A 12,487-nucleotide genomic window follows, 5' to 3' on the forward strand; every position below is an offset into this window, starting at 1 on the left:
ATAAGATGTTTTATTGAAAAAGAATCGGTTCGTCTCATGACCAACAACCTCCTTTCGTGGGTCAAAAAGAGGAACTTCAAATCAGTTTGTTGCCATAAATCTGGGTCCGATATTTTTGTTGTCAAGCTGCGTGCAAGTGCTTGTTATTTGTCAATAATTTTAGGACTCTGGATGAACGTGTTAGGATGGATCTATCTGTGAGGTCGAATGTGAAGGTGGCAATTGCCGGAGCCAGCGGTTTTGTTGGCAAGGCCCTGATCCAGGAACTGCAAGGACATCATGAAATCGTTGCGCTTAGCCGGTCCAGTAAAAAGGATTCGGCTGCTGGCATCGAGTGGCGGTCCTGTGATCTGTTCAGTCTGCTGGATGCGGAAAAAGCTTTGGAGGGCTGTGACGTTGCCGTTTATCTTGTGCATTCCATGCGCCCCTCGGCCCAACTGACTCAAGGGACCTTTGAAGACTTTGATTTGATTGTCGCGGATAACTTTGTGCGTGCCGCAGAAACCTGCGGAGTCAAACGCATCTTCTATCTGGGTGGCATGTGCCCTGAAAATTCTCAAGAAATGTCCCGGCACCTGCACAGCCGTCAAGAGGTTGAAGGTGTTTTTAAAACCAGTCGCATCCCCGCAACAATTCTGCGGGCGGCAGTGATACTGGGGCCTGAGGGTTCATCCTTTCATATAATGACCCGCTTGGTGGACCGATTGCCAGCCATGGTCTGTCCAAAATGGACCAGTACGCAAAGCCAGCCGGTGGCCTTAAAGGATGTTGTGCGAAGTCTGCGCTACTGTATTGAAACCGCAGAAACCCAGAATCATATTTATGATATCGGCGGTCCGGATGTGATCAGCTATCTTGATATGATGAAGATGATCGCGCGCATGCAGGGGCTTAAGCGGGCGCTGTTGCCAATTCCCCTTTTAAGCCCGCGACTGTCCACCTTATGGGTGTGCCTTGTGACTGGCGCCCCGAAAGCCCTGGTGGCACCTTTGGTGGAAGGATTGCGATCCACCTTGCTGGTCAGTGACAAGCGTCGACTGAATATTCCGGGATACAAGTTCATGCCGGTAGCTGAAGCGCTAGAAGAGGCGCTTTCTGAATTTACAGAAAAGAAGACGCCGCTGGCATTTCAAAAAAGCCCCCTGGGCAGCTATGAAGTGCGCTCTGTGCAAAGGCTGCTGATTCCGGAAGGGGTCACTGCGGATGAGGTGGCGCGTGCTTACATGGAATTCTTACCCAGCATGCGACCAGGCCTGATGAAGGTGGAAGTCAACGGACGCTGGGTGAACTTCTGCTGGAGTTTTCCGTATGTGCGCCTTTTAATTCTGGAGTATTCTCCTGAAAGAAGCTGGTCGCATCGTCAGTTGTTTTATGTGCGCGGGGGACTGCTGGCGCAAAAAACAGTGCGGGGGCGCCTGGAGTTCAGGGAAACCCTGGGTGGAAAGGCTGTTATCGCAGCCATTCACGAGTTCAAACCCCGTATGCCGTGGTTCTTGTACCGGTGGACCCAGGCATTGTTTCATATCTGGGTTATGCGTCAGTTCGGACTTTACTTGAATCGACCCAAGTCAGCGCGTTAGTCTTAAGTGCAAGGAGGCCCGCATGGCCAAATCAGATCATTCCAGCTTTATCGGTTATATTCTTTGGATTTTTGGTTTCATGGGCGCACACCGTTTTTATTTCGGCAAATCCATCACCGGGACCATCTGGTTTTTCACCTTCGGCCTGGCGGGCATTGGCTGGCTGATTGATATTTTTCTGATCCCAAGCATGAGCCGCAGTGCCCAGCGCAGTTATCGCAGTGGACGTGTGGACTATAACGTCAGCTGGATTCTGCTGACGTTCCTGGGAATCTTTGGTGTGCACCGATTCTATATGGGCAAATGGCTGTCAGGTTTGATCTGGCTTTGTACCGGCGGTCTTTTCCTGATCGGTTACTTGTATGACTATTGGACTTTGAATGAGCAGATTTCCGACGTGAACCGCGAGGCGGCTTAACCACGCAGCCCCCAGCGATCCCCAGCTGATCAAAAGCGCATCAAAGGGAACGCGGAAACGGTTTTCCGATTTAAAGAACCACACCGTCAAAAACAGCGAAAGCATCAGAAGAATTGTCGCTTTGTTAAAGGGTTCTTCTGACTTTCGCAGCACCAACAGACCCAGTAGGGTCAGTGGCAGCATGGCATAATAGAAAAAACTTTCCCAAGGATAGTAAAGTTCCTTGGTGGGGTTTGAAATGATCGGCCACAGTGGATTTCCCCACGCCAGATAGTAGATATATCTCATACTTGAAACCAGCACGGCCGGATTTTTAGCCACACACTTCAGACCTTCCTTCCAGAAATAGGCCTGATTGGTGAAAGGCTGATCCCACTGTTTGAATGTTCGTTCGTTGGTAAAGTGAAACAGCGGAGACATCCAGCGCGCGCCAGACGAATCGGCGTTGTCTTTGGACGGGCATTTGCCTTCGATAAAGTTTAAAGCCCCGGCCGTGGGTCCCAGCTGGGGTTTGCCATAGTGTTTCCACGTCCAAGCCATGTGGGGAACCACGATCAGCAGGCAGCCGATGGCCATCACCGTCACTTTTATAAATGCGCGCGTAAAGTGATGGCGTTCACGGTAAAGCAGCCACAGGCCCAGAATCGGAATAAAGAACGCATGATTGCCCTTGAAATAAAACGCCACGGCCAGAAGAAGCCCCATAAGGAAATAGCCGGACAGCTTTTCATTTTTAAAGGTCTTCATCATCAGCCACAGGAACAGCGTGATTAAAAAGGCATAGGCATTTTCCGCCATGTGGAATGTCGCAAATCCGGCAAGGGGAATATAGGTTGCGGAAATAAGAGCCGAGAAAGCCCCCGCCAAAGCGCCAAAGCGTTCCCGTACCATCAGATAAATTAAGACGACTGTTCCCCAGGACAAAAACACCTGGGACCAGTTGAAAAGCTCAAAACCGCCAAGCTGACGCAGCCACAGACTCCACAATGTGAAGCCGGCAGGCTGGAAAAGCTGGCTCAGGGTGTATTCACCGCGCATGATTTCCTCGCCGCGGTGAAAGTATCCTGCCATGTCCGAAAACAGACTGAATTCCGGAGGGGCTTTTATAAACACCAGCCAAAAACGGAATAAGAAGGCGCCGCCTAGAACAGCGGCGATGAAAGCCCGTTCAGCCAGAGGCACCGGCAGCTTCGTCATAAGCATCATCATCAAAGAGACCACAACCAGTGCCAGGCCCAGGGCCACGGGAAGATCGGTCCAGTCTTTTTCAAGCAGGACACCGTAGCTGTCGCCCTTGGTGCTACCGGCAAAGTGCCAGGTGGTTTCTTTGGCAAGGCTTGCACCCGTGTTGTTTAATTTGAATCCGGCCAAGTTATCACAGCGGGTGTTTAGATCCGTGGGTAAGTTCCAGTCGCCGTGCTGAGTGCTCATCTCATGCACGCAGTTCATGGTGCGAAGCTTAAGATGTTTCAAAGGATAGATCATCGGGGTGGTGGTGAACTTAACCCAGTAAAGGCCTTCGCGTTCGGGATTCATGTCCTGAAACTGAAAGCTCGCCAGGGAGTCCTGAACGGTGTTTAGATCCGGTTTGATGATTTCAATATTGTGGGCGCGAGGAGTCAGCAGAAACAGCCAGCTCATTGCCAGAGTGAAAAGGACAAGGCCCAGGCCGAAGAATACGTTGGATTTCAAAGAGTTTTTCATGGCTGGGGACTTTCTACTGAAAGGAACTCCCTGCCTTCAAGTTACGAAACCCTTAGTGAACAAGTCGTAATAGAGACGTGTTGTGGAAAAAGACCAACAACAAATACGGCAGGGTGGTGGTCACCAGCACGCCCCAGGGTTTTGGGTTGTGCAGGATATGCAGGCCTGAAATTACGAAAATCAAGGGGGCGAACACCACCAGCGTGGCCGGAACCGCGAAATTCAGCAGAAGAACGGCGCCACCGATGATCTCCATTAATTTGACCGTGGGCATGATAAAGCGGGTTTCAAGGCAGGCATTCACAAAGGCATCGATCTTGGGATCTGAAGGTGGAATCTTCACCCAGTGGAAGAAGCCGTTCAGGCCCCAGAAAAACATTTGCAGTCCAAAAATCCACCGGCAGACAATCTCGATGTATTCAATCATGCTGTCAGTGTAGCGGAAGGGTCCGGGCAGATCAATGCGGGATTCTTGCATGATTCTTACCACTGGACTTCGCCAAACCTCCAATTGCCATGAACCCCTTGATAGCTTTGGAAAAGACAGGGAGGTCGATGTGGATATGGAATTGGCGAAGGTGGATCGCGAGATTATTAACAACGAAGCTTATGATCATCTCGCGGACCGCTGGTACGAGGCGCAGGATGACCCTATCGCTCTTTTGCGCAACCAACACAAAGTGGAAATGCCGTGGATATTGGAAGCCATCCGCCGCAACATTGGTTACAAAGCCGAAATTCTGGATATGGGCTGTGGCGCGGGCTTTCTGGCAAATGATCTTGCGGCGGCCGGGCATAAGGTGACTGGAATTGATCTTTCCACCTCCAGTCTGAAGGTGGCGGAATCTCGTGATCTCACCCATTCAGTGCACTATCGGCAAGGGGACGTCTATCAGGTTCCTTTTGCCAACGAAAGCTTCGATGTGGTGGCGGCGATGGATTTGCTGGAGCATGTGTCTGATCCGCAACGGGTGATCGCCGAAGCCTCGCGGGTGCTGCGTCCGGGCGGGCTGTTCTTCTTTAACACCTTCAACAAAAATCCCCTGGCGTGGCTGGTGGTAATTAAGGGCATGGAGTGGTTCGTAAAGAACACACCCAATGATTATCACGTGTACTCACTTTTCATTGAGCCGAAAAAATTGAAACTGTGGCTGGAGGATTTTAGCCTGGATACCACTGAAATTCGTGGTATTCGTCCGGTGTTCGCTCAAAAAGCGCTGTGGCAGTTGATTCGCACCGGTGTCGTACCGAAAGATTTTAAGTTCACATTTTCACGGGCGCCTTTGATTGCGTACACGGGCTTTGCGAAGAAGTCGCGGGGATTCAATTGATTAACAAAAAGCAACTTGAGGAGCGATAAACAAAGGAATATAGATTTCGACATGAACGTTTCCACTCTTCTTAGATATTGCGGCTTGCTCTTGGTGGGCATGATGGCGGGCAGCTCCTTCGCCTTTGTTTTGGGTATGGGCCCGGCGATGGAGCAACTGTCGATCACTTCCTATATGGAATTCCACCGCTCGATGGAAACTCCGTTCAATATTTTCAGTCCATTGATCTATCTGCTGGCTATCGCAACTTTGGTGGCTAGTCTTTTTCAAATCCGCCAGTCGTGGAAGTCGATGGAGTTTCTTCTGATCGTGTTTGCGCTTTTGTGTGTGGTGGACGAGCTTCTGATGACCCGTTTTGGAAATCTGCCTTTGAATCACGTCATCAGTCAGTGGGATTTGATCGCTCCGCCACCGGATTGGATGGAGATCCGCTCTCAGTGGCTGCGTTTCATGTACATCCGCAGTGCTTTGCTGGTGTCAGGATTCGCACTGCTTTTGGCGTCGACGTTCTTTATGAAACGGTCTCCGGCTTCCCCACAAGATGTCTTTGCTGTCGCTTAGGCAGATTGATTCGGTTTGATCCATCTCCAGATATCTTCTGATTTTTTTCTTCGCCCTTTTTCAGGAAGCGCGGGATTTCTTTTTTTCCCGTGGCCAGATAATCTTCGGCCAGCAGGTCCTTGGCTTTTTCTTCCGGCCAATGCTGGCTTTCAGTCAGGTACACCAATGCCGATTCAAACAGGTTCAGTTGGGAAATACCGTGGGATTGGGCATGGCGCTTGGACATAAAGTCGTTGAAGTCATAGAACTGCCAGAAGAAGGACTTGTGTTCCTGCTCCTGCGCTTTTTCTTTCAGACTTTCGACGAACTTTTTGAACGTTCCGCTGTTGGCGTAAAGGTCCCAGTACTTGGCAAAACGATTCATCACCTGCAGGGTCGCAAAATCCATGGATTTGGTGCGCAGGATCTGGAACGGAGGATGATTGGAATAAACCATCTCCCATTCCATGTCGTGGCGGGCGATCGGGGCGCCTTTCAGGCGCTTCAAAATGCCCACCTGGATTTCGTCCGGACGAAGTTCCGCCAAAGTATCAAACCCACGCGCAAAGCTGTGAATGTCTTCACCAGGCAGACCCACGATCAGATCGGCATGAGTGTGCACGCCGGTTTCTGAAGCCAGGAAGCGGAAATTGTCTTTTACTTTTTCCAGGTCATTTCTGCGGCTGACCAAGCGAGCCACATCGGTGTTCCAGGTCTGGATGCCAATTTCAAACTGCAGGGCTCCGGCCGGGAACTTTTTGATTAATTCTCTGATTTCGGTCGGCAGGCGGTCCGGCACCATCTCAAAATGCAGGAACAGTCCCAAGTGCACTCGCTCCAGGAAGAATTCCAAAATCTGGGTGCAGGTGGTGGGACTTAAATTGAAAGTGCGGTCGATGAACTTAAACTGACGGGCTCCTCGGTCCATCAATTTCTGCATGTCCGCCAAAAATGCCGGGACGTCAAAGTTTCGAACCGCTTTGTCCAGGGACGACAGGCAGTATTCACAGCGGTACGGACAGCCCCGGGACACCTCGACATACAAAACCCGGTTCTGAATATCTTCGTCAGAGTAAAATTCATAAGGGGTTTTGATGGTTTTAATATCCGGCAGGATGTTGGTGACAAACTTTTGGGCCGGCAGTGTTCCGTCAGTCAGGAAGTTTTTGCAGAAGTCGCGGAACAGGAAGTCCGCCTCGCCTTTGATGGTGAAATCTGCGATTTGGCAAATCGGATTGGTTTCGGCTTCATGGCTTACTTCAGGTCCTCCAAGAACAACCAGGGTCTCCGGGCTGATTCTTTTTAGCAGGGACACCAGTTCCAAGGACTCCTGGGCATTCCAGATGTACACCCCCAAACCAATAATTCTTGGTTTCTGGCGCAGAAGAATTTCAGCAATATCGCGGGGATCCCTGGCGATCGTGAACTCCATGATTTGAGCGCGATTTTGCAGCTCTTCAAGATTGGCGTACAGATAACGCAGTCCGAATGAACTGTGTTGATAGGTGGAGTTCAGGGTCACAAGCAAAATGTCTGTCGTCATAGGGGGCTATCCTAATGCATGTTGAAAAAATAAGCGAATTGTCTTTGCCAACATGAGGACAATTTAGCTACCATTACTTTGCGGTAATGCTTTTTTCAAAGGATTGAAAATGATGAAAACTGCCACGATGGCTTTTGTGACGTTGGTTGCTATGACGGCAACAGCGCATGTGCCTACGCTAGAAAATTTTGAAACCAAACCTATTCTGGCGGATCTTAAGGACTTGCGCGCCCTGAACATCCCGGTATTGGCAAAAGATGAACGCATCGAAGTCGGTTACGCAATCGTGACCCCGTTGATGCAACAAAGAATTCAAGAACGCTCCCACCAAGTGGGTAAATGCGGCGGCTTTGAAGATCTGAGTTTGGATATGCATATCCAGGGCACAGGCTTTAACAGCATTTTGGATAGTCTTGCGGCTATTCAGGAAAAGAACGCCCTTTATGAGCGCGCTCCATTTGCAGCTTTGGCTCTGGAGAAAAACGGCCTCATCGAATCTGCGATGACCGAAGTCAGTGAAGAAAACCTGCGCAGCTATGTGACCTGGCTTTCCTCCTTCCCAAGCCGCAGCAACCGTGATGCGGATCCAAACCGTCACGTGGTGGAAATGAAAACCCGTCTGGAAGCCATGCTGGCGGAAGCGACAATCCCTTACGAGATTTCTGAAATCAGCCACACCTCCACCAAACAAAGAACTTTGAAAGTTCGTCTGGTCGGCAGCGAGCGTCCCAGCGAGATCGTCGTGCTGGGTGGTCACCTTGATTCCATCAATCAAAGCTGGGGCGGAGGCAAGACGGCGCCGGGTGCTGATGACAACGCTTCCGGTTCTGCGAATCTGATTGAAGCTTTGCGCATCATGATGACCAAGGCTCAGCCAAAGCGCACGGTGGAGTTCTTCTGGTACGCGGGTGAAGAATCCGGCCTGTTGGGTTCAGCTGAAATTGCCAAACAATACAAAGCTGAGAAAAAAGACGTGGTCGCGGTTCTGCAACTGGATATGACGTTGTTCGCGGGTTCCGGGGAACTGGTTATCGGCAGCATGACGGATTTCACCAGCGCTTGGCTGCGCGATTACCTGAAGGCGGCGAATGAGACTTACATCCATGCACGCATCGTTGATGACAAGTGCGGATATGGTTGCAGTGACCATGCTTCATGGAATCGTCAGGGTTATCCCGCAGTGATGCCGTTTGAAGCGACCTTCAGCAAAAGCAACAAGAACATTCACACCACGCGAGATGTGATTTCTCCAGAATCCAACTTCAAACACTCGGCTGCGTACACGAAAATCGCCCTGGTGATTGGAATGGATCTGGCTAATTCAACAGCAAGACAGCCTTACTAGCTGGTAGCTGAAAATTGAAATTGAAAGGGAGCCTGCTGGCTCCCTTTTTTTATCTAAATCTTCTCCAGACGTTTGATGGTCTTTTTCAGATCCTGAATTGTTTCATCTTCTTTTTCATCTTTTCTGCCCAGTAAGTACAAGGTGTGTTTCCAGTAGCCGGCTTTGGGACCCAGCAGGGTCAGGATACCGGATTGGACTTCGTCCATCACATAAGGCACCGGCAGGAATCCCACGCCGGCGCCGTCAACGATGGCTCGGCCCACGACGGACATGATGTCACTTTCAAAGACGACTTTTTTGCGGGCGCGGATTTCTTGAAAGAACAGATCCGTTTCATGGCGCAGTTTCATTTTGTACGATGGAATGATCAGTCCCCACGGAACCGCATTCAGAAACTCCACGGCCGATGTGTTTCTGGAGGTGCGGATTTTTCTTTCTTTCAGGTTCTTCGTGGACACCATCAGGTTTACCGGCATTTCGGCGGTGGCAAGTTCGGTGACATCGTCGGCATAGATGGGTTTGTTCGTCAGCAGCAGGTCGATTTCCCGGCTGCGCAGTTGTGTGACCAGGGCATCAGAAGGGGCCGAGCTGACGAAAAATATTTTCTCCACACCGCGCTTTTGTTCGCGAATCAAAGGTGCCAGCAAGTCGGCGATGAAAGGACGTTCCACCTGATCGCTGACGCCGATACGGATGCGCTGACTTTGTTTTTCTGTCGGACTTTTCAGGGACTCGGCAAAGTCGGCGGCGACATCGAACATTTTTTTACAGTAAGCAAACGTGCGTTCACCCTCTGGAGTTAAGTGAAGATTTCTTCCGCGTTTTTCGAAAAGCTTCTGATCGATGGAAGATTCAAGCACTTTGATCTGTGAACTGAGCGAGGGCTGACTGATATGCAGGTATTTGGCAGCATTGCTGACTCCACCCAGCCGGGCGGTTACATAAAAGTAGTACAGGTGATTGTAGTTAAACATGATACTAGACCTCCTAATAACATGGCTTTTTTGGAGCCCTTTTGGAACTGGTCTTTCGCTGCGAAACTGTAAGTGATGATCTCTACAGCGAATTTCTAAACAGGACCCCTTTAATATATAACTTTAACCACCTAATTATGTCTTCTAAATTATATATTTAACGAAATTGTCGATATGAACGATAATAGTCTCAAGAAGGAGGTAGATATGCAAACAGACATCTACTACAGAGACATCACTAAAACTGAAAATCTCGAATCTTACTTGTTGGAAACAGTCGAAGGGGCTGTGGGAGATTTCTTCAAGTATGACAGTGGTGCTCACCTCACAGTGCGGGTGGAAACCGATCGACATCGATCGCAGACTCGCAAACCCAGTTACGTGTGTGAGGTCATCTTGAAACCATCTCGCTCGAAAACAGTGATCAAAGTGGTCAAACGAGACGAGAATTTCAAGCGATGTGTAGCTAAGACCGTATCTGCTTTAAAAGGCGTTCTTAGCAAACGTTCCTCCCGTAAATCCCAGCATCGTCGTAATGATCCGATGTTGGAATTCCAACCTATGCCACTCGAAGGGGTGGCATAACCCAAAAGAATTAAGACCCGTCAGAGGCAAGGAGCAGCTTTATGAAAACTCATCTTCTGAAAAACCAAAGTGACGGCGAACTGGGTCGCAAGATCCGGGACCGCATCAAATGGGACAAAAGAGTGAGCTTGGCTGATCTGGATATCGTCATTCGTGACGGCGTGATTGTGGTCAGTGGATTTGTCGACACATCTTACAAGAAAAATGCCGCTTTGGAGGTCATCTCTGAGACGGAAGGAGTGTGGACGATCGAAGACCGTATCGTCGTTCCCGCGGATTACTACCGCTCAGACGAGGAAATCCAGAGTATCCTGGAGGCTCAGATCGATGACATGATCAAGATCGGCGGAGAGCACATCGAGGTGGTCGTCAAAGATGCCGTGGTCAGACTGGAAGGGGAGGTTTTCCGTCCACGTCTGAAAGCAATGGCCGTTGGCGCTGCCTGGGAGCTTTCCGGTGTTCATGACGTTGTTAACGCCATTGAAATCAAAGAGCCGCCAAGACGGGTTCCCATGACTGTAGGTTTTGAATTTGAAGTGCTGTTCCCTTTAAACAAGGGGACAGAGATCCTCGAGGACAAACTAAAGGAGGTCTCTTGATGAAAGTAGACACAACATAATGTGCGGTCCTTTTCCCATCCCTCCATGTGCAGGCGTCTGATTCAGACGCCTGTCATTTTTTTATGCCGAATCGGTTTTAGAACAGATAGCGCAGTTGAGCCGCTGCCGTGAACATATTGTACTTTTCCAGATTGCGGTCGCTTTGGTTCATGACGGTCGCGAGTCCTGCTGTGGGAATAAATTCCAGTCTTTCAGCCACGGGCATGCGGGCGCTGAAGTTTGCATAGAACATTTCAAGATCATCATCGATAGTTCCGGTAACTGAATCAGAGCTGAAGCTGCGGCTGTAAGTGCGCGCATAAGTCAGGCTGAAGTTCGGGTGACTTTCGCCTTCGATTTCGCCGAAGAACGAGAATCGAACCTGACTGCCCCCTTTGACTTTGCCCGAGTCAGAGAAAACGCCGACGTCAACATCCGCGTCTCCCTCCATGGCGATGTCATAGGCTGCGATGGCGCCCAGGGTGAAGTCCACAAGCTTTTGCACATAGCCCGCGGCCAACGTAACCGTGGTTTGCCCGGTGCTGGCGCTGAATTTGGCGTCATTGGTGTTGAATTCGTACTTTTCGCTGGGGAACGAGACTCCGGCTTCCAGATAGACTGTTCCGCTTTCAGTATCCAGATTTCCTTTATAGCTGATGTCGATGTTACCGAAGTCTTGAGTTTCTCCGCTGCCAGAAAGACCGGCTTTGGAAAAGTTGGAATCATTTTTCAGATAGTAAGTTTCAACACCCACAGCATGATGGGTGGTGATGCCGTAAAAATAAGAAACAGGAATCACAAACTGATTGGAAGTCGCTGATCCGCCCAGATCGGCTTCGGCCGAGACGTGAGAGTATGAAATGCCGCCTTTCAGCTCGTTTTGTCCGGCTTTAGGGGTCAGGGTTTGCAGCGTTTGGGTCAAAGCAAATGCAGAGGCAGGCAACAGCGAAAGCAGCAGAATCAGGGATTTCATGAACATCCTTTCATTTGCTTTCATTGTGGCCTTGGGCAGACCTCAGTGTACAGACAAATGTTTATGGGCGTTCGCATCTTTGGTTTCGGGCGGCGCCATTTGACAAAGCTTGATTCGGCCGCTGGCTTTTGCTGACGCATCAGAAAATCGACGGATGTCCTTGGCCTGGGCGGTGGAAAAAGACAATAATGCTGAAAGAGTGTGAACTGGCGGGAAGTAAAAGCATGAAAAAAGTTTTGATCTTAAATGGCAGTCCGACGGGGGACAAAGGCAACTGTGCTCAGTGGATCAAGGGGCTGGTGAAGATCTTTGGGAAGCAAGCCGAAGTGGAAGTTGTGCATCTGGCGAAAACCTCTTATGGGCCGACCTTGAAAAAGAAGCTAGAATCGGCTTCGGGTCTGTTTTTTGTGACGGGGACCTACTGGGATTCCTGGGGAAGTCCGCTGCAAAAGCTGCTGGAGGATATGACTGAACTGGAAGGTTCTGCCGCCTTCATGGGAAAGCCCGCGGCTGTCTTTGTGCTGATGCACTCAGTGGGTGGAAAAGGTGTGTTGTCCCGTCTGCAGGGGGCTTTGTCGACGATGGGCTTTTTGATCCCCCCGATGAGCGGCATGGTCTATTCCCTGGTTTCAGACATTGCCCTGAAAAGTCCGAGCTCTCACGCCAAGGACTTCTGGCAAAAAGAGGACGCCGAACTGATTGTGGAAAATTTCCTGAAAGCCTGCGATCTGCAGGTGACTTGGACCACCTGGCCCGTCGACAAAAAAGACCCTCGTCGCAAGTGGCTTAAGTAATCTGATCAGCTTTTGGTCGCTGTGAACTATTTACCCGGTCCGCGGGGGATAGCGGCGCTCAGAGGGAACTGAGGGGGCTTTCGGGCCCCTTTGTATTGGCA

13 protein-coding genes are annotated in these 12,487 nt (G+C 50.2%); 8 read left to right on the forward strand and 5 right to left on the reverse strand.

All coding sequences use genetic code 11. The features are described 5' to 3' along the window. Positions 1-209: 209 nt before the first annotated feature. On the forward strand, positions 210-1,580 hold the full coding sequence (locus B9G79_RS01430; protein ID WP_088563966.1) for an NAD(P)H-binding protein: 1,371 nt from the start codon (positions 210-212) through the stop codon (positions 1,578-1,580). A gap of 22 nt (positions 1,581-1,602) precedes the next feature. Next, a complete protein-coding gene (locus B9G79_RS01435) occupies positions 1,603-1,998 on the forward strand; it encodes an NINE protein (protein ID WP_088563967.1) in 396 nt (131 codons plus the stop codon). Here B9G79_RS01435 and B9G79_RS01440 read toward each other — a convergent pair. Further along, positions 1,891-3,702, reverse strand: a complete 1,812-nt coding sequence (locus B9G79_RS01440; RefSeq protein WP_088563968.1) for an ArnT family glycosyltransferase — start codon at positions 3,700-3,702, stop codon at positions 1,891-1,893. The two genes, B9G79_RS01435 and B9G79_RS01440, sit on opposite strands and share 108 nt — an antisense overlap. Positions 3,703-3,754: 52 nt before the next feature. Next, on the reverse strand, positions 3,755-4,192 hold the full coding sequence (locus B9G79_RS01445) for a hypothetical protein (RefSeq protein ID WP_232468973.1): 438 nt from the start codon (positions 4,190-4,192) through the stop codon (positions 3,755-3,757). Between the two features lie 73 nt (positions 4,193-4,265). On the opposite strand from B9G79_RS01445, the gene ubiG reads away from it, so the two are divergent. Together ubiG and B9G79_RS01455 are read left to right on the forward strand one after the other, a co-directional pair. Next, entirely contained in the window at positions 4,266-5,033 is a 768-nt protein-coding gene (gene ubiG / locus B9G79_RS01450) for a bifunctional 2-polyprenyl-6-hydroxyphenol methylase/3-demethylubiquinol 3-O-methyltransferase UbiG (RefSeq protein ID WP_232469305.1), read from the forward strand. A gap of 51 nt (positions 5,034-5,084) precedes the next feature. Beyond that, complete coding sequence (locus B9G79_RS01455) at positions 5,085-5,594, forward strand: DUF1772 domain-containing protein (protein ID WP_088563971.1); 510 nt, start codon at positions 5,085-5,087, stop codon at positions 5,592-5,594. Here B9G79_RS01455 and B9G79_RS01460 read toward each other — a convergent pair. Beyond that, positions 5,545-7,116, reverse strand: coding sequence for a B12-binding domain-containing radical SAM protein (locus B9G79_RS01460; RefSeq protein ID WP_088563972.1), 1,572 nt, complete (start codon positions 7,114-7,116; stop codon positions 5,545-5,547). The genes B9G79_RS01455 and B9G79_RS01460 overlap by 50 nt on opposite strands. A 109-nt stretch (positions 7,117-7,225) precedes the next feature. Between B9G79_RS01460 and B9G79_RS01465 the strand changes: the two genes are divergently transcribed. After that, positions 7,226-8,461 (forward strand): M20/M25/M40 family metallo-hydrolase, encoded by a 1,236-nt coding sequence (locus B9G79_RS01465; RefSeq protein WP_088563973.1) that lies wholly within the window; start codon positions 7,226-7,228, stop codon positions 8,459-8,461. Positions 8,462-8,514: 53 nt separating this feature from the next. Here the strand turns inward: B9G79_RS01465 and B9G79_RS01470 are convergent, their stop codons facing one another. Next, the gene (locus tag B9G79_RS01470) at positions 8,515-9,435 is read right to left on the reverse strand and encodes a LysR family transcriptional regulator (RefSeq protein WP_088563974.1); all 921 of its coding nucleotides are present in this window, start codon (positions 9,433-9,435) and stop codon (positions 8,515-8,517) included. Positions 9,436-9,642: 207 nt separating this feature from the next. Here B9G79_RS01470 and B9G79_RS01475 point away from each other — a divergent pair, with 207 nt between their 5' ends. Further along, a complete protein-coding gene (locus tag B9G79_RS01475) occupies positions 9,643-10,020 on the forward strand; it encodes an HPF/RaiA family ribosome-associated protein (protein WP_088563975.1) in 378 nt (125 codons plus the stop codon). A gap of 41 nt (positions 10,021-10,061) precedes the next feature. After that, a complete protein-coding gene (locus B9G79_RS01480; RefSeq protein ID WP_088563976.1) occupies positions 10,062-10,619 on the forward strand; it encodes a BON domain-containing protein in 558 nt (185 codons plus the stop codon). A 97-nt stretch (positions 10,620-10,716) separates the two neighbouring features. On the opposite strand, the gene B9G79_RS01485 is transcribed toward B9G79_RS01480, so the two are convergent. Further along, positions 10,717-11,592, reverse strand: coding sequence for a hypothetical protein (locus B9G79_RS01485; protein ID WP_088563977.1), 876 nt, complete (start codon positions 11,590-11,592; stop codon positions 10,717-10,719). A 188-nt stretch (positions 11,593-11,780) separates the two neighbouring features. On the opposite strand from B9G79_RS01485, the gene B9G79_RS01490 reads away from it, so the two are divergent. Beyond that, entirely contained in the window at positions 11,781-12,386 is a 606-nt protein-coding gene (locus tag B9G79_RS01490; RefSeq protein WP_232468974.1) for a flavodoxin family protein, read from the forward strand. Positions 12,387-12,487 lie beyond the last annotated feature (101 nt).

The organism is Bdellovibrio bacteriovorus (assembly GCF_002208115.1).
Lineage (GTDB): Bacteria > Bdellovibrionota > Bdellovibrionia > Bdellovibrionales > Bdellovibrionaceae > Bdellovibrio > Bdellovibrio bacteriovorus_C.